Source organism: Rudaea sp., from assembly GCF_047601565.1.
GTDB lineage: Bacteria > Pseudomonadota > Gammaproteobacteria > Xanthomonadales > Rhodanobacteraceae > Rudaea.
This window is the reverse complement of record NZ_JASGIY010000001.1, coordinates 2,891,065-2,908,887: the sequence shown is the minus strand read 5'-3', so window position 1 is coordinate 2,908,887 and position 17,823 is coordinate 2,891,065. Positions and strand designations below refer to the sequence as shown.

Sequence of the window (17,823 nt, the reverse complement as noted above, 5' to 3'; positions counted from 1 at the left end):
AAAGGTCAATAGACGAAGATCATGAAAGAGGTTTTGGTGTCGTCTCCGTTCACGTATGCGATGTCGATGCAGCCCACATCCCCCGATGTGGTCGGCAATGCGTCGGGGTTGCCAACCTGAGAAAGTTCGACGGAAAGCCTGGTGCCGTCGTTGTTGAAATTGCTGAATGGCGTGACGCTGACGAAGCGATCGGTGATATCGAAACCGAAGTGCACGCAGGGCAATGACGGCGACGGCAGTTCGAGACTCATTCCGCACGGCGCCGTCGACGACTGCGCCGCCGCAAGTTGCGAGTTGAAGCAGCGCTTGATCGTGTACGCGTTGTTTTTCCACTCCACGAACGCCATCGCCTTGACCCAGCCGCCCGCACCGAGCGCCTGCTTTGCCGGACCATCGGCATGCATCGCGTAACCCGAGGCGCTCGATCCATACACGCCATCACCATTCATGCTCACGCCGTAAACGCCCGCGCCACCGCCGCTGCCGTACTGATGAGCTTCCATCGCGGGGCTGGCATCCGCCGCGTTCGATTCTGCGCGCACGCCGGTTCCGTGCTCGCTCGAACCGAAGACGCCTTGGCCGTTCGTGCTCTTGCCGGACACGCCCTTGCCATTGCCGTTGGCTTCGCCGTGCACGCCATCGCCGCCTTCGCTGTATCCGTACACGCCGCTGCCGTTGCCCTCGTGAATGCCGGCCACGCCCGATCCTCCGTTCGTCGCGCGCCCTTGCACGCCATCCCCGTTCGCGCTTTGGCCGCGTACGCCGATGCCCACGCCGCGGTCGCCGGCAATACCTTCGACGCCGACACCGCCGTAGTCGCTTTCGCCGCGCACGCCGACACCGCCCGCCGTCGACTCGGTGGTGCCGGTCACGCCCGTGCCGTCATTGCTGGAACCGAGAACGCCAATCCCCTGATCGCTGGTGCCGCGAACCCCGAAGCCGTTGGAGGCGTTGCTGGTGCCGAGCACGCCGGCACCGCTGCTGGCAACGCCTTTGAGCGCACCGCCCGCGCCGCTGTTGGTCAGCGCGAACAACGGGCCCGCATCGCTCACCGTCTGCACGTACGGCAGCGAGAAGCCGCCGCCGCTCACCGTCGCGCAGGACCATGCGGCGCCCGTCCATTGCGGTACTTGGCTGACCGCGCAGCCCTGCGGCAACTGGTACGGCGGCGCCACGGCGAACGCGGTGCCCGTCAGCGTCAATCCAATGCCGGCGGTGTAGCTGCCGCCATCCGCGCCGGCCGCGCACGGCCCGAGCTGGCCGCCGCTGCCGTAACACACCGGCGATGTCTGTTGCGCGCCGGTGGCGAGAACGGGAATCCATACTTCGCCCGTCTCCGCCACACGCAGGCGCGGGTTGGCACCACTCGCGTCGGTAATCGCCACGCCGCTGCCCGCGGCGGGTTTGATCGTCACGTCGGCGGCGTTCGCGGTCGTGGCGGAAAGCGCCAGCGCAAGCGTCAACATCGGGCGGTTCCGTCGATTGCGAATTTGTCGGATGCTCATGGAATTTCCCTCGATTCGTGAACGCGAAGCCGCAAAAAGAAATGAGGTGCATGGTTGCTCACCGCGTCAGGCTGGCCGTGGCGAGCGCGGATGCCGGGTGCTCGCGCAAGGCGGCGAGTTCGGCTTTGACGCGCGCCATGTCGCCGGCCAGTCTGCCCAGTTGCGTCAGTTGTGCTTGCTGCGCGGACAGCTGCGCCTTGAGCGCTGCGATTTCGCCGTCCTTCCGCACCAGCGCTGCGGCCATTCGCGCGTCCGCATCCTTCCATTGCGCGTGCAAGCCCTGGATCGCCGCCAGCGCCACGCCCTGCGCATCGCTCGCGGAGATGTGCTTGTCGTCGGCGTCGCCGAGATCGAATGCCGCCTTGAAGTCCTGCGCCATTGGGCCGATGTGCGCGTACTGCGGCGCGGTCTTGAACGCCCAGGTCGCCACCGGCAGCGCAACGACTTTATCCAACACCGCGCGCGCGTCGACCGGCACGATGTTCGTTTTCAGGTTGCGGTCGCTCGAACAGCTCCAGCCGGCCGAGCCGGGATTGCTCATTACGCAGCCGCCGGAGCCGTTTGCGCCCGAGTACATATAAATGCCGCCGGGCGCCACGACGGCGAAGCTATGGTCAGCCGGGCTGAAGGCGGCATTCTGGTTATCGCCGCTCCAGACAAAGGAATAATCCTTGGTCGCTCTGGCGTTTGCTCCCATCGCCGTGGACCAGTTGCCGCTGGCGGTCGTGAAAAAGCCCGTCGCCATGGAATAGTTGCCACTGGCGGTCGTGGCATCGCCCATCGCCGTGGAGAGGATGCCGCTGGCCTGCGTGTCGAAGCCCATCGCCGTGGATTCATAGCCGCTGGCGATCGTGTCGACTCCCAGCGCCACGGACCCGACGCCGACATTCGGATCGTCCCATTCCGTGCCATTGGCCATCCTGACTGCGTCCATCAAGTCATCGACATAGCCGGCACGGAACGCAGCCTTGGCCGGATACCACATCATGCGCGCGCCCACGCCGCTGGCCGGTATCGTGCCGACCGGCGTCTGGTGGTTGGCGATCGCGATGTTGACCGTCGCGTTGGTGGCGAGCACGCCGCCGTCGGGGAATACCTGCCAGTCGCTGGTGGCGGCCAGTGTGTCGATACCGGCGTAACGCAAGGTCTGATTGGCGATGCCCGACGGCAATGCCGCGCCGCCGCCCGGGTCGCCGGGGTCACCCTTCGGGCCTTGTGGACCGACGGGCCCGGCCACGCCTTGCTCGCCTTGCGGACCGGCGGGGCCGGGGTCGCCCTTCGGGCCTGTCGGACCTTGCGGTCCAACCGAGCCGCCCGCGCCCGGCACGCACGGGCCGATCTGGCCGCTCGCGCTGGCGCAGATCGGCAAAGCTTGTTGCTGACCGTTGACAACGACCGGCATCACGATCCCGCCGTTCTCATTCACGCGCAGGCGGGTCTGCTCGCCATTCGAGTCGGTGACGACGAAGCCGCTCCCCGGCGCCGGTTTGATCGTCATGTCCGCGGCAACGGCGCTGTCCGCGGCGGGTAGGCAAGCGAGAGACAGGCCGCAGGAAAGCAATGCAATGCGTAGCCCGGAGGAAGGCGCGGACAGGCCGGAATCCGGGATCGGGAGTGCCGCATTCCGCTGACGCTGCGTGCGGGCTGCCAACTTGGTTTTCTTATGGTTGTGCAGGGTCATGCGATATCTCTTTGAATGCGGACGAACGGGGAAAAACCGTTGTTCCAAATCGGTCGATCACGCATCGCGCTTTCTCCAGCCGAACCAGCCGAGCAGGAAGGCGAGCAGGATCGCGGCGAAGGGGCCGAGCGCGGGCGTCGGCACAGGTCCCCTACCCGTGCTGCCCGGATCCCCGGTCCCGGCGCTGCCGAACCAGTTGGTCAGATTGCCGCTGTCGATCGAGTTGTAGAGCGAGGGCAGCCCCGGCGCGATCGTCGCCTGGCTGGCGAGGTTATCGCGCGCATCAACGTAGGAAACGACCTGGCTGGCCGCCGCGGCGATGGCGAAACGCGCCTGCTGCCCCGCGCCGGAACTGAGCACGCGCAGCAGTTGCCCGGCCGCGCCTTGCAGCGTGAACGCATGGCTCACGCTCTGGGTGAGGCCGGCATCGAGCACGAGCTGCTTGCCCGCGGCGGTGCTGGCGGAGAAATCGTAGAACGCGCTCGATCCACCGAGCCGGCTCACGCCACTGCCGCAGGCGTCGACGATCTCCACGCTCGATGTGCCGGCGTTGAAGGTGCCGCTGTCGACGAAATCGCCACCGACCGCGAAGAGAGCGCTGCCGGCATCGAGCGTACCGCCGTTGATCGTCAGATTGGCGATGCCGCTCACCATCGCACTGCCGCCGGTAAGCGTACCGGCGACGGTGAGATCGCTGCAGGCCAGATGGATCGCACCATCGGCGAGATCCATCGACGCCCCGCTAGGCACGTCGATCGCGGCCCGGGCATCCACGCCGGCCAGACACAGGGCAAGAATGCCCGCATAGTTCGAGAATCGCACGATGCCGCCTCCCGTTGAATGCGGGAACCGGCATCCAAATCGCAACCGCGCGATTCACCCAAACATCGGCTCCCGTTAGGGGATACGCCGAGAACGGAAATTTTCGGACATGGAAGCGGCGCCCCGCGCGATGCGGGTGACGGCGGCTTCGCCTGCTACGGACCTTTTCAGCCGCCCGCGCGGCTCAATAGAGCGACCACCGCCACGACGGCCGCGAACAGCACAAGCGCCAGCCAGCCACTGACGAAGCGTAGCGATGGCGGGGAGTCGATGCGCTTGCGGCCCGTGATCATCGGCACGATTAGGTTGTCGTGCTTGACCAGCCAGTGCAGCAGCACGGCAGCAACATGCAGGGCGATCAGCGCGATCAGCGCCGTTTCGCCGAGATGGTGCAGTTTCGTCGCGAGCTTCACCGTCGCGCCCGATACGGCATCGACGAACGGGCCATCCTCGTCGATGCCGTCGCTCGTGAACAGGCCGCTAACGGCCTGCACGAGCACGCATGCCAGCATCGCGAGCACCGACCAGCCGCCGAGCGGATTGTGGCCGATATGCACTTGTGGATTTGTGGAAAACATCGCCTTGGCATAGCGCATGACGGCCGCCGGCCCGCGTACGAAATCGGCGAAGCGGCTGGTCTGCGAACCGGCGAACCCCCAGGCGATGCGGAACACGATCAGCGCCAGCGTCGCCCAGCCAAAACGATAGTGCCATTCCATCGATAGCAAGCCGAATTCGGCCGTGGCGAACTGCAGCGCGATCAGCGCGACGAGCGTCCAATGGAACAGGCGCGTGGGCAGGTCCCAGACGCGCTGCGATTTTTCTCCGGTACGCATCGCCATCCCGCTCAATTGAGGCAGGCCGGAAACTTCGGCAGCGCGGCGAAATCCGCCGGATCGCCCTGGGCGACGACGCGCGCCTTCTGGTTGGCGGCGATCTTCTCGATGCGTTCCATCGAGGCGAGCGCGTCGGCGCGACTCGTGCTGGTTGCCGGCACGCGGCGCTGGCCGCGGCTTTCGCGCAGCGGGTACAGACCGCCGGCGAGCAGCACCGCACCGGTCTTCTTCAAACGCAGCAGCAGCACCTGATGGCCCGGGGTGAGGCCGGGCGCCTTGAGGATGATGACGCGGCCGTCGCCGAACACGTCGAAGTCGCCGTCGATCCGTTTGACGTCGGCCGATTCGACGCCGGAGAACAGGCCGGCATCGACGCGCAACGGCGGCGGATCGGACTTCGCCCAGGCGAGTTCCTTGTCGTTGACGACCCACGTCGCCGTCTTCGCAAACAGATTGGCGTTGCCGACGTGGTCCTCGTGCAAATCCGCAAAGGCGACGACGCGGATGTCCTTCGGCGCGAGATTCAAGATGGCGAGCTGCGCGGCGAGAGTGACCGGCACCTGCACGTGCACGAGGCCGCCGAACGCGTCGACGCCCGTGGCTTGCTGCGCGTACCGGTCGCCGAGCCCGGCGTCCCACAGCATCCACCCTTGCGGATGGCGGATCAGGAAGCACGGCGTGAGGATACGCCCGGGCCTGCCGTCGTATTCGCCGGTGTCGGAGAACATGCCGAGGCTCTTGAAATCGAGATGGCCGCAGTCGAGCGCATAGAGGCGCACATCGGTATCGGGCGCGGGCGCCGCGGATTTCTGCGCCGGCTTGTCGGCGGGCGCTGCGGCAACGGCGCCGGCCGCAAGCAGGCCCAGCGACAACGAAAGCAGACGGCTTTTCCAGTTCGGCATCGATTTCTCCATTGCGGTCGCGGGCTGACGCGCAGCCATTGTGCAGAAGCCGTCATTGCGACCACAAGCTACGGTACGGAGTTCACCATTTCTTGCCTGTCATTCCCGCGCGCCTGCGCGGGAACGAAAAACGGAGAACGGGTTCAGGCGATGCCCAGTCCTTCGATTGCCGCGATCGCAGTCGGGTCGAACCCGGCCAGGCGCGCGAACTCCCGTCCGCGTTCGGCGTAATCGCTGAACTGGTCGAAGCTCGGCGCGCCCGGAGAAAGCACGATCGCACCGCCGGTCTCGGTCAGCGAACGTGCGCGCCCCACGGCAGCCGCCAGCGAGTCGGTCGACGCGAGCGCGACCGGCGTCTTGAGCGCCTCCAGCCTTGCAGCGATCGCGTCGCCATTCGCACCCAGGGTCACGACTGCATGCGGCGGATGGCGGCCGACGTGCTCGACGAACGGCGTCCAGTCGACACCGCGATCGAAGCCGCCGACAAGGATCGTCGAACGCCGCTCGCCGACGCTGCGCAGCGCCTCGATGGCGGCATACGGCGTCGTCGAGATGCTGTCGTTGACGTAGTCGATGCCGTCGCGTTCGCCGAGATATTGCAGGCGGTGCGGCAAGCCCTTGAACGAGGCGACGAAAGGCGCCGATGAAACCGCATCCTCGCTCGCGGCCTCGATCGCCGCGAGCGCCGCGCAGACGTTGAGCGCGTTGTGCGTGCCGGGCAACGGGATTTCACCGCGCGCCAGAACCCGTCGATCGGCGCGCCACAGCTCGCCGTCGCGCATGTGCCAACCCGAAACCTGGTTGAACGAATCGGCCAGGTCGCCTTGCGTCATCGCCACGAGCCTCTTTTGCCCGGCGTTGATGACCAGGCGTTTCGCCCTGGCGGCGATGCGCAACTTGTCGGCCGCATAGTTCGCGCCGTTCACATGCCAGTCGAGATGCTCCTCGTAGAGATTGTTGATGACCGCGACCGTCGGCGCGCCGTCGAAATCGCGCGTCTGGAAACTCGACAATTCGATCACCCACCAGTCCGGTTCCGCCGCGACGTCGAGCAGGTCGAGCAGCGGCATGCCGATGTTCCCCGCCAGCGCGGTAAGCCTGCCGCCGGCACGCAGCAGATGCGCTATCAGCGCGGAAACGGTGCTCTTGCCCTTGGTGCCGGTGATGCAGATCGTTCTCGCCTGCGAACGCTCGCCGAACCAGAGCGCGGTTCCCGAGGTGAAGCGCACCCCGGCATTTTCCGCCGTGCAATAGGGTTCGCGATACGGACTGATGCCCGGCGATTTGATCACGATGTCGAATGCCGCCAGAGCGGCTTCGTCGACCGGCGTGGTGACCACGAGGATGTTCGGCTTGTCGGAGGCGTTCGCGCTGCGAAAAGATACCCTCGCGTCCGCCACCAGTGCGGCCGCCTCCGCTTCGCTGCAGAACAACGTGACGTGCTGTCGCGGAAATCGGCGCCGCAGCACGGCGAGCGCCGCCCTCCCCTCGCGGCCGCAGCCCCAGACCGCGACGCGTTTGTGCTCGAGATCAGCGAGGCGCATTCGTTGCGGCGGCGAAGCGCGACGGAACGAAATGCTCGCCCGCCGACGCGAGCAACGGCTCTAGCGCCAGCCCGGCGCGGTCGAGCTGCGGCAGGATTTCTTTCGCGAAGCGCGCGACGAGCGCGTCCTCGCGCCACTCCGCGCGCTGCGTCAGCGCGTACATCGCCGCGCGCGACTCGCGGCCTTCGCCGACGCACTCGAACGGCTTGTGATCGCGGTATTCGAGCAGTGCGTCGAAACCGGGCGCGAGCGTCGCATCGTCGAGCAGGTTGCGACCGAAGATCTTCAACAGGCGCGGCTTGGCGACGAACGGCGCCAGCGCAAGAAAGACGAAATGGCACTTCGGGCACTGCCCGCACCAGCGGTCCGACGGATGCCCGCCGAGAATGCGGAAGTTGCGGTTGCAGCTCGAGAACGCGGCATCGTACTGCGAGTGCCTGGCGAACTCGCGCGCGACGTCGAGTTCCGACCACGGCCGCAACAACGAGAAGTAATCGAGGTCGGCAGCGACGTGCGCATGGATCTGATACCGCAGCAGGCGCTCGAAGTCCAGCGACTTGCTCCACTGGTGGTTGATCGGGCGGCCGAGGTATTCGAGCGTCGCGCTCGACGCCGAGCGTTCGTTGGAAAACGCGATCGCATCGTAGCCGTAGAGGATCGCCGCGCAGACCAGGATCGCCGAGTTGATCGCGGTCACCGGCACGTGGCCGTTGTATGCGCCGCGGCGATTGTATTCGAACAGCTCCAGCGCGATGTGCCGCCCGATGTCGAGCCGCGGCAAACCCGTGCGTTCGGCGCAGGCGGCGATCAGCGCCGAATCGCCGATCCAGACCGCGGTCGCGGGCTCGCCGATGCTTTTGCACAATTCCGCGCTGACGAGCGAATCCTTGCCGCCGCCGATCGGCAGCAAGGTGCGGCGCGGGAGATTGAGCTTCTTCCCTTCTCCCACCGGGAGAAGGTGCCCGAAGGGCGGATGAGGGAAAGGCGCTGCGGATGCCGGTGCCACTTCGGCCTTGGAAGGCTCTTCCCTCATCCGCCCCTTCGGGGCACCTTCTCCCGGTGGGATAAGGGAAGCAAGGCGCTCGCTCAGATCGAGTTTGTTCTGATAGGCGAATTCGGCCAGGCCGTTGAAATACAGTTCGTGCAGGAACACCGCCGTATCCGCGGCGAGCGCGCCGGTTTCGACGCGCAGTTCGGGCGCGATGCCGGCCTTGTAGTAGCTGACGCCCGCGATCAGATGCAGCAGGCGCAACGCCTGCGCGAACGCTGTCGCGCGCCCGGCCGGCAACGCGGGCGCGGCGGGAAACACGATACGCTCGGTCAGCAACGGTCCGTCATCGAACGCATACGACAAACTCGCCGTGCCGCTCGCCGCATCGAAATCGCAGGATGCGAAACGGAACACCCGCGCGTTGCGCGGGTCGGCAAAACGGTCGGCGGCCGGCAGGGTCACAACACCGTCTCTACCGCTCGTCCGCGCAGATTGTAGTCGGACGACATGACCGCGCCGTAGGCGCCGCCCTGGGCGATCAGGACCACGTCGCCCTCCTGCGACGGCGGGAGGCGGCGATGGCTGCCGAGCACGTCGCCCGACTCGCAGATCGGGCCGACGACCTGCACGAGCTCGGTCGCGGGCTCGTCGATGCGCGTGAGGTTGACGATTTCGTGATACGCCTCGTACAGCGCCGGCCGGATCAGCGTGTGCATGCCCGCATCGACGCCGACGTAGCGGAACTCGCCCTTGCGCTTCAACTGCGTGACGCGCGCGAGCAGCACGCCCGCGTCGGCGACGAGAAAGCGGCCCGGCTCGCTCCACAACTCGTACTGCGAATACGCGGCCTTGACTTCGGCGAGGCTGGCGCCGACGGCGGCGAGGTCGAGCGGCGCCTCGTCCGTGCGCGAAGGCACGCCGTAACCGCCGCCGACGTTGAGCGAACGCACCGTGCCGATCTTCTCGGCTAGGCTTGCGAGCTGGATGTGCACTTCCTTCCAGTGGTTCGCGTCGAGGATGCCCGAGCCCAGGTGCGCGTGCAGGCAGACGATGCGCACGTCGTGGCGCGCGGCGAGGCGCCGGAATTCGTCGAGCTCGTCGAGGGAAAGGCCGAACTTCGATCCCGCGCCGCCGGTCTTGACCTTGTCGTGGTGGCCGCGCGCGAAGTCGAGGTCGAGGCGCAGTTCGACCTCGCGCCCGGCGAACAGATGGCCCCAGTGTTCAAGCGGATGGAGGTTGTCGAGCGTCACGCGCGCGCCCGCGGCGATGCCGGCGGCGTAATCGGCGCGCGCGGCGAAGTTCGGCGTGTAGAGCAGGTCGACCGCTGCGCCGGCGGCCTCGCGCGCGCGCGCCAGCTCGCCGGGCGACACGCATTCGAGGCCGAAGCCCTGCGCGACGATTTCGCGCAGGATCGCCGGATGCGGGTTGGCCTTGATCGCGTAGAACCAGCGGTCGATCGCCTTGACCGTGCCGCGCAGCGCCTGCGCCTGCGCGCGCACCGTAGCGAGGTCGTAGACATAGTGCGGCGTCGCCTTGTCGGCAAGCGCAAGCAGCTCGTCGCGGCGCGCGCGCCACCACGGCGCATTCTGTACTTGTGGTTTTCTATACATATCCATCCAGCTCGGGCCAAATACGGCAGCGTCCTCCACGCGCATCGCCTCGGCCTTGATCAGCAGGTCGTGCAGCTGCGGTACGAGGTTCGAAGCCACGTTTTCGTCGACGACGAAGGTGAGGTTGAGGTTGTTCGACGATTGCGAGATCAAGTGTACGCGCAAGCTGCCGAACTCGGCGAGGACCGGAGAAAACTTGTGCAGCATCGAGCGCATGCCGCGGCCGACCAGCGTGATCGCCGCGCACGGCGCGATCACCTTGACCCGACAGATCACGGCGAGATCGGTGCAAAGCGCGGAGAGCACGTCGGTGTTGACGAGGTTTTCGGTCGGATCGAGCGAAACGGTGACATTGGTTTCCGCCGTACCCACGAGGTCGATCGACAGACCGTGGCGCTTGAAGATCTCGAACACGTCGGCGAGGAAGCCGACCTGCTGCCACATGCCGATCGACTCCATCGAGATCAGCGTGATGCCGGTGCGTTGCGAAATCGCTTTCACGCTCGGCAGCGCGTCGGCCACCGCGGCGCAGACCTCCGTGCCGGCGAGTTCCGGATGGTTGGTGTCCTTGATGGCGAGCGGCACGCCGGCCTCGCGCACCGGATTGATGCAGCGCGGATGCAGCACCTTGGCGCCGGTCGTGGCGATTTCCTGCGCCTCTTCGTAATCGAGCCGCGAGAGCAGGCGCGCGTTCGGCACACTGCGCGGGTTGGCGCTGAACATGCCGGCGACGTCGGTCCAGATCTCGACGATTTCGGCGTCGAGCAGCGCGCCGAAATAGCTCGCCGAGGTGTCCGAGCCGCCGCGGCCGAGGATCACGGTCTCGTCCGCGGCATTGCGCGCCATGAAACCCTGCGTGATGAACGTCGTGCCAAGCGCCGACAGCTTCGCGATCAACGCCTCATCGCGTGCCGTCGGTACCTGAGCGGACAGATAGCGACCCCACGCGCTCTGGTTCGGCAACGCTTCGCTCAGCAACTGCTCGCGCGCATCGAGCCGGCGCGTCGCGAGGCCCGACGCGGTGAGATAGGCCGCACCGAGCGTCGAGGACATCATCTCGCCGAGCGCGAGCACTTCGGCCTGCCAGGTCAGCGCGCCGTCGGCGCGACGCGGGTCGGCCAGAAGCCGTTCGAGCTTCGCCAGCCATGCGTCAAGGCCGTTCGCGTCCTCGAGTTCCAGTTCGGCGAACATGGCGCGATGGCGCGCAACGATCTCGTCGGCCACGGTTCGGCACTTGCCCGCGTCGGCGTGTCCGTCACAGATCGCCTTGAGCTTATCGGTCGTACCCGACAGCGCCGAGACGACGATGAGAACGTGTTTGCCCTGCGCCCGTTTGTCTTTGGCGATCGCCGCGATCTTGTCCCAGCGCGGCCGCGTCGAAACGCTGCTACCGCCGAATTTGAGCACGACCCACTGGGCGCCCGTAGCGGGCGCGGCATTCACATTCACGATGATTCCCGTTCTGGTTGGAGAAAAGGCAGAAAAGCGGGCCGCAATGGTAAGACCAAAAGCTGCGCCCGCACAGGGTGACGCACATGCAGTGCTACCTGCTCATCCAGGATATGTGACAGACCACCGCCCGATTGTCGCTGCGATTCGGCCTCTACTCATGTTCCAGACCGCGAACGGTCCGCAGGTCGCATGCGCGCCGGGCACCCGCGTCGCAGCGATTCCGCAGTTCGCGGCCGACCGCCTCGCACAGGATTCGTGCCGGACTGTCGCCCGCAACGGTGCGCGCACGGCGTGGATCAATTCGATTTTCGCGACCTGGGATGATCGCAAAAATACCCCTCAGTGCTTGAGCATGCGCCGCAGGCGTTCGATCGCCTGCAACTGCGCGAGCGCCTGGGCGAGTTCGGCCTGCGCCTGCGCGATCTCGACCGCGTCGGTGCGGTTGGCGAGCGCGCGTTCGGCCTCGTCCTTGGCCTTGCGTGCCGCCGCCTCGTCGAGATCCTTCGCGCGCACGGCGGTATCGGTCAGCACGGTCACGACTTGCGGCTGCACCTCGAGAATGCCGCCGGAGACGTAGAAGAATTGTTCGTCGCCGTTCTCCGCGATCACGCGCACCTGGCCCGGCTTGAGCCGCGTGATCAGCGGCGCGTGGCGCGGCGCGATGCCGAGCTCGCCCTCTTCGCCGGTGGCGACGACCATGGTCGCGTTGCCGTGGAAGATTTCGGACTCGGCGCTGACGATGTCGCAGCGGATGGTGGTTGCCATATCGATCGCTCCGGCCGGATCAGGCCGCCTTCTTCTCGGTCATCTTTTTGGCCTTCTCGAAGGCCTCGTCGATGCCGCCGACCATGTAGAACGCCTGCTCCGGCAGATGATCGCACTCGCCGTCGCAGATCATCTTGAAGCCACGGATCGTTTCCTTGAGCGAAACGTACTTGCCCGGCGCGCCGGTGAACACTTCGGCGACGTGGAACGGCTGCGAGAAGAAGCGCTCGATCTTGCGCGCGCGGCCGACGGTGGCCTTGTCTTCTTCGCTGAGCTCGTCCATGCCGAGAATCGCGATGATGTCCTTCAATTCCTTGTAGCGCTGCAGCGTGCCTTGCACGCGGCGCGCGGTCTCGTAGTGCTCCTGGCCGATCACGTTCGGATCGAGCTGGCGGCTGGTAGAAGCAAGAGGATCGACCGCCGGATAAATACCGAGCGAAGCAATGTCGCGCGACAGCGCGACGGTCGAATCCAAATGCGCGAACGTGGTCGCCGGCGACGGGTCGGTGTAGTCGTCCGCCGGCACGTACACGGCCTGGATCGAGGTGATCGATCCGGTCTTGGTCGAGGTGATGCGCTCCTGCAGGCGGCCCATTTCGTCGGCCAGCGTCGGCTGATAGCCCACGGCCGACGGCATGCGGCCGAGCAGCGCGGACACTTCGGTACCGGCCAGCGTGTAGCGGTAGATGTTGTCGACGAAGAACAGCACGTCGCGGCCCTTGCCGGAGGTATCCTTCTCGTCGCGGAAATACTCGGCCATCGTGAGGCCGGTCAGCGCGACGCGCAGGCGGTTGCCGGGCGGCTCGTTCATCTGGCCGTAGACCATCGCCACCTTCGACTCAGGCAGGTCCTTCAAGTTGACCACGCCCGCTTCGATCATCTCGTGATAGAAGTCGTTGCCCTCGCGCGTACGCTCGCCGACGCCGGCGAACACCGACAGACCCGAGTGCTGGGTCGCGATGTTGTTGATCAGTTCGAGCATGTTGACCGTCTTGCCCACGCCCGCGCCGCCGAACAGGCCGACCTTGCCGCCCTTCGCGAACGGCGCGACGAGGTCGATGACCTTGATGCCGGTTTCGAGCAGCTCGTTGGCCGCGGCCTGTTCGTCGTAGCTCGGCGCCGGACGATGGATGGTCCAGTGGTCCTTCGCATCGATAGGACCGACTTCGTCGATCGGGTTGCCGAGCACGTCCATGATGCGGCCGAGCGTGGCGCTGCCGACCGGCACCTTGATGCCGGCGCCGGTGTTCGTCGCGACGAGGTTGCGCTTCAAACCGTCGGTCGAGCCGAGCGCGATCGTGCGCACGACGCCGTCGCCGAGCTGCTGCTGCACCTCGAGCGTGATCGCGGTGCCGTCCACCTTGAGCGCGTCGTACACCTTCGGCACGGCATCGCGCGGGAATTCGACGTCGACCACGGCGCCGATGATTTGTACTACTTTGCCTTGGCTCATTGTTGTGACTCCAAAAAAGTAAAGCTGCTTCCCTTCTCCCATCGGGAGAAGGTGGCGCGAAACGCCGGATGAGGGAAAAGCCCCGCACTCTGGAAAGTCATCACCCGATCCGTCAGGCCCTTCCCTCATCCGCCCTTCGGGCACCTTCCCCCAGAGGGGGAAGGGAAAAACTATACCGCCGCGGCGCCGCCGACGATTTCCGAGATTTCCTGCGTGATCGCGGCCTGACGCACCTTGTTGTAGATCAGCGTCAGCGAATCGATCGCCTTCTTCGCGTTGTCGCCCGCCGCCTTCATCGCGACCATGCGCGCCGCGTGCTCGCTCGCGAGGTTCTCGAGCGCGGCCTGGTAGACCAGCGATTCGATGTAGCGCGTGAGCACGTGGTCGAGCACGGTTTCCGCGTTCGGCTCGTAGATGTAGTCCCAGTCGTGCGCCGTCTCGAGCTGCGCCGACGGCGGCAGCGGCAGCAGTTGGTCGAGCGTCGGTTTCTGCGTCATCGTGTTGACGAAGTCGTTGTAGGCCAGCGTGAGCCGGTCGATGCGCTTGTCCGAGTACGCATCGAGCATCACCTTGATCACGCCGATCAGCGCTTCGACCTTCGGCTTCTCGCCGAGATGCGACACGCTGCCGACGAGATTGACCTTGAGGCGCTTGAAGAATGCGTTCGCCTTCGTGCCGATCGCGACGACGTCGACCTCGACGCCCTTGCCCTGCCACTCGCGGATTTCGCCGAGCAGCTTGCGGAACAGGTTCGAGTTGAGGCCGCCGCAGAGGCCGCGGTCGGTCGACACGACGATGTAGCCGACACGCTTGACCTCGCCGCGCTCGACCAGGAACGGATGCTTGTACTCAGTGTTCGCCTTGGCGATGTGGCCGATCAGCTGGCGCATCGCGCGCGCGTACGGGCGCGATGCCTTCATCAGGTCCTGCGCCTTGCGGATTTTCGAAGCCGAGACCATTTCGAGCGCGCGCGTCACCTTGCGGGTGTTCTGCACGCTCTTGATCTTGGTGCGGATTTCTCTTGCGCCTGCCACGTTGTTCGGCCTTTTCGTTTTTCTTCCGTCATTCCGGCGAAAGCCGGAATCCAGTGACTTTTGCTCTTGATTCCAGCGCCGAAATCAGAGGCGCTGGATTCCGGCTTTCGCCGGAATGACGAGCAAAAGCTTTACCAGGAACCCGTCTTCTTGAACTCTTCGATGCCCTTCTTCAGCGTCGCCTCGATCGCGTCGTTCCAGTCGGCCTTGTCGTTCGCGGCCTTGAGCCAATCGGCGTAGTTCACCGCGAAATGCGCGTGCAGGCCGGCTTCGAACGGCAGGATCTGGGCGACCGGCAGGTCGTCGAGATAGCCCTTCTCCGCAGCGTACAGCGAGATCGCGAGCTGGCCGACCGAGAGCGGCGCGTACTGCTTCTGCTTCATCAACTCGGTCACGCGCTGGCCGCGTTCGAGCTGGGCGCGCGTCGCGGCGTCGAGGTCCGAGGCGAACTGCGAGAACGCCGCGAGTTCGCGGTACTGCGCGAGCGCGAGCTTCACGCCGCCCGACAGCTTCTTGATGATCTTGGTCTGCGCCGCGCCACCGACGCGCGACACCGAGATGCCGGCGTTCACGGCCGGGCGGATGCCGGCGTTGAACAGGTCGGTTTCGAGGAAGATCTGGCCGTCGGTGATCGAGATCACGTTGGTCGGCACGAACGCGGACACGTCGCCGGCCTGCGTTTCGATGATCGGCAGCGCGGTCAGCGAGCCGGTTCTGGCCCTTCACCGCGCCCTTGGTGAACTTCTCGACGTACTCCTCGTTGACGCGCGCGGCGCGCTCGAGCAGGCGCGAGTGCAGGTAGAACACGTCGCCCGGATACGCCTCGCGGCCCGGCGGGCGCTTCAGCAGCAGCGAGATCTGGCGGTAGGCCCAGGCCTGCTTGGTCAGGTCGTCGTAGATGATCAGCGCGTCCTGGCCGTTGTCGCGGAAGTACTCGCCCATCGCGCAGCCGGAGTACGGCGCGAGGTACTGCATCGCGGCCGAGTCGGACGCCGAGGCGGCGACGATGATCGTGTGGTCCATCGCGCCGAACTCTTCGAGCTTGCGCACGACGTTGGCGATCGACGACTGCTTCTGGCCGATCGCGACGTAGACGCACTTCACGCCCGTGCCCTTCTGATTGATGATCGCGTCCACGGCCAAAGCCGTCTTACCCGTTTGACGATCGCCGATAATCAGCTCGCGCTGGCCGCGGCCGATCGGGATCATCGAGTCGACCGACTTGTAGCCCGTCTGCACCGGCTGCGATACCGATTTGCGCGCGATCACGCCCGGCGCGACCTTCTCCACCGGCGAGGCCAGCTTGGTGTTGATCGGACCCTTGCCGTCGATCGGCTGGCCGAGCGCGTCGACCACGCGGCCGAGCAGTTCCGGGCCGACCGGCACTTCGAGAATGCGACCCGTGGTCTTGACCGTGTCGCCCTCGCGCAGATACTCGTACTCGCCGAGCACGACCGCGCCGACCGAGTCGCGCTCCAGGTTCAACGCCAACGCCGTGCCGTTACCCGGCAGTTCGATCATTTCACCCGACATCACATCGGCCAGGCCGTGGATGCGAATGATGCCGTCGGACACCGAGACGATGGTGCCTTCGTTGCGTGCTTCCGCGGCGAGCTTGACCTGCTCGATGCGGTTCTTGATCAGTTCGCTGATTTCGGAAGGGTTGAGCGTGGTGGCCATGTTTATGTCCTCTGCGCGCGTGCGCGATGAACGCAACGTCGCTTCTGGTTAATGTCAAAAGTCAAAGATCAAACGTCGATTGGATCGAAAGCCGTACCGCTGGCACTCCGACGACTTTTGATCTCTGACTTCTGACGCTCCGGCGGCGAGCGCCACCGGTTCGTCAATTCGCCAAGGTCTGTTCCAGACGAGCCAGGCGCCCGCGCACCGAACCGTCGATCACCACGTCGCCCGCGTCGATCACGGCGCCGCCAATCACCGAAGGATCGATGCGCTGGTCGAGTTCGATGCTGCGGCCGAAGCGCTTGGCCAGCGCGACCTTGATCGCATCGGCCTGCGGCGCGGGAACCTCGGTCGCCGAGCGCAGCGTCACCTTGAGCACGCGTTCGGACTCGCGCTTGAGATCCCTCGAACAGCGCGGCAACGTCGGGCAGAAGCGCCAGACGGCGGTTGTCCGCGAGCAGCGAAAGGAAGTTCGCGAACGCGCCACTCGCGGCTTCGCCCGGCGGCAGCAACAGGCCGACGAGCTCGTCGTTGGACAGACGCGGATTGCCGATCAGCGCACCGACGCGCGCGTCGCCGACGGCCTGAGCGGCGAACCCGAGGTTCGCCGACCACGCCGCCAGCGCATTCCCGTCGCGCGCGGACTCGAACGCTGCGCGCGCGTAGGGACGGGCCAAGGTCAAGGTTTCGCTCATGCGCTCAGATCTCGGCTACCAACTGGTCGAGCAAGGCCTTGTGTGCATCGGCGTTGATTTCGCGGCCGATGATTTTCTGCGCGCCCTGCACCGCGAGCGTGGCGACCTGGCCGCGCAGCGCTTCGCGCGCCTTGCCGACCATGCCGTCGATCTCGGTCTGGGCCGTGGCCTTGACGCGCGCCGCTTCGAGCAGCGCATCGGCCTTGGCCTTGTCGACGATCTGGTTGGCCTGCTGGTGCGCCTTGTCGACGATCTCGGCCGCCTGCGCACGCGCCTTCTTGATCTCGTCGGCCACGCGCGCGTCGGCGTCTTTCAACTCCGCTTGCGCACGATCGGCCGCGATCAAACCATCGGCGATTTTCTTCTGGCGCTCTTCAATCGCCGCAAGCAAGGGCGGCCAAACGAACTGCACGCAGAACCAGATGAGGATCGCAAATGCGATCGCTTCACCGATCAGTGTCGCATTGATATCCATCGCGACGTCCTTCTCTCAAGTGACTAGGTATCGAACGCGCGGCAAAGCACCGCGCATTCGACTTGCGGTACCGGCGCTCTTACTTGATCAGCGGGTTGGCGAAAGCGAAGAACATCGCGATCGCGACACCGATCAGGAACGCCGCGTCGATCAGGCCGGCGAGCAGGAACATGCGGCCCTGCAGCAGCGGCACCAGTTCCGGCTGGCGCGCGGCAGATTCGAGGAACTTCGAACCCATGATGCCGATGCCGATGCAGGCGCCGATCGCGCCGAGGCCGATGATGATGCCGATCGCAAGCGCCGTATTGGCCTGGATCAGTGCGATGAATTGATGTTCCATGACTTTCTCCTCGAAGTATAAAAATGCAAAACGTT

At 65.7% G+C, this 17,823-nt stretch carries 13 protein-coding genes and 2 pseudogenes; all 15 read right to left on the bottom strand.

Annotated features, from left to right (window positions below):
- Nucleotides 1-5: 5 nt before the first annotated feature.
- Nucleotides 6-1,466, bottom strand: a complete 1,461-nt coding sequence (locus QM741_RS12720) for a hypothetical protein (protein ID WP_415208052.1) — start codon at nt 1,464-1,466, stop codon at nt 6-8.
- A 97-nt stretch (nt 1,467-1,563) separates the two neighbouring features.
- Nucleotides 1,564-3,186 (bottom strand): tail fiber domain-containing protein, encoded by a 1,623-nt coding sequence (locus QM741_RS12715; RefSeq protein ID WP_415208051.1) that lies wholly within the window; start codon nt 3,184-3,186, stop codon nt 1,564-1,566.
- A gap of 57 nt (nt 3,187-3,243) precedes the next feature.
- Nucleotides 3,244-4,008 carry a hypothetical protein gene (locus QM741_RS12710; protein ID WP_415208050.1) on the bottom strand — a complete coding sequence of 255 codons (765 nt, stop codon included), beginning with the start codon at nt 4,006-4,008 and terminating at the stop codon, nt 3,244-3,246.
- 167 nt (nt 4,009-4,175) lie between these two features.
- Nucleotides 4,176-4,844: a cytochrome b/b6 domain-containing protein gene (locus QM741_RS12705; protein WP_415208049.1), complete on the bottom strand. Its 669-nt coding sequence runs from the start codon at nt 4,842-4,844 to the stop codon at nt 4,176-4,178.
- Nucleotides 4,845-4,855: 11 nt separating this feature from the next.
- The gene (locus QM741_RS12700) at nt 4,856-5,746 is read right to left on the bottom strand and encodes an N-acyl homoserine lactonase family protein (RefSeq protein ID WP_415208048.1); all 891 of its coding nucleotides are present in this window, start codon (nt 5,744-5,746) and stop codon (nt 4,856-4,858) included.
- 143 nt (nt 5,747-5,889) lie between these two features.
- Nucleotides 5,890-7,290, bottom strand: coding sequence for a UDP-N-acetylmuramoyl-L-alanine--D-glutamate ligase (gene murD, locus QM741_RS12695; protein WP_415208047.1), 1,401 nt, complete (start codon nt 7,288-7,290; stop codon nt 5,890-5,892).
- Nucleotides 7,277-8,743 (bottom strand): UDP-N-acetyl-alpha-D-muramoyl-L-alanyl-L-glutamate epimerase, encoded by a 1,467-nt coding sequence (gene murL, locus QM741_RS12690; RefSeq protein WP_415208046.1) that lies wholly within the window; start codon nt 8,741-8,743, stop codon nt 7,277-7,279. The genes murD and murL overlap by 14 nt, the downstream gene beginning before the upstream one ends.
- Nucleotides 8,740-11,334, bottom strand: a complete 2,595-nt coding sequence (locus tag QM741_RS12685) for a bifunctional aspartate kinase/diaminopimelate decarboxylase (RefSeq protein WP_415209122.1) — start codon at nt 11,332-11,334, stop codon at nt 8,740-8,742. Before QM741_RS12685 ends, murL begins: the two co-directional genes overlap by 4 nt.
- A gap of 348 nt (nt 11,335-11,682) precedes the next feature.
- The gene (locus tag QM741_RS12680) at nt 11,683-12,108 is read right to left on the bottom strand and encodes a F0F1 ATP synthase subunit epsilon (RefSeq protein ID WP_415208045.1); all 426 of its coding nucleotides are present in this window, start codon (nt 12,106-12,108) and stop codon (nt 11,683-11,685) included.
- Between the two features lie 19 nt (nt 12,109-12,127).
- The gene (gene atpD, locus QM741_RS12675) at nt 12,128-13,561 is read right to left on the bottom strand and encodes a F0F1 ATP synthase subunit beta (RefSeq protein ID WP_415208044.1); all 1,434 of its coding nucleotides are present in this window, start codon (nt 13,559-13,561) and stop codon (nt 12,128-12,130) included.
- Between the two features lie 170 nt (nt 13,562-13,731).
- A complete protein-coding gene (atpG, locus tag QM741_RS12670; RefSeq protein WP_415208043.1) occupies nt 13,732-14,595 on the bottom strand; it encodes a F0F1 ATP synthase subunit gamma in 864 nt (287 codons plus the stop codon).
- Nucleotides 14,596-14,726: 131 nt separating this feature from the next.
- A pseudogene (gene atpA, locus QM741_RS12665) lies at nt 14,727-16,275 on the bottom strand (F0F1 ATP synthase subunit alpha).
- Nucleotides 16,276-16,438: 163 nt separating this feature from the next.
- Nucleotides 16,439-16,973, bottom strand: a pseudogene (locus QM741_RS12660) (F0F1 ATP synthase subunit delta).
- A 4-nt stretch (nt 16,974-16,977) separates the two neighbouring features.
- Nucleotides 16,978-17,448: a F0F1 ATP synthase subunit B gene (locus QM741_RS12655; protein ID WP_415208042.1), complete on the bottom strand. Its 471-nt coding sequence runs from the start codon at nt 17,446-17,448 to the stop codon at nt 16,978-16,980.
- A gap of 79 nt (nt 17,449-17,527) precedes the next feature.
- On the bottom strand, nt 17,528-17,788 hold the full coding sequence (gene atpE, locus QM741_RS12650; protein ID WP_415208041.1) for a F0F1 ATP synthase subunit C: 261 nt from the start codon (nt 17,786-17,788) through the stop codon (nt 17,528-17,530).
- Nucleotides 17,789-17,823: the final 35 nt, after the last annotated feature.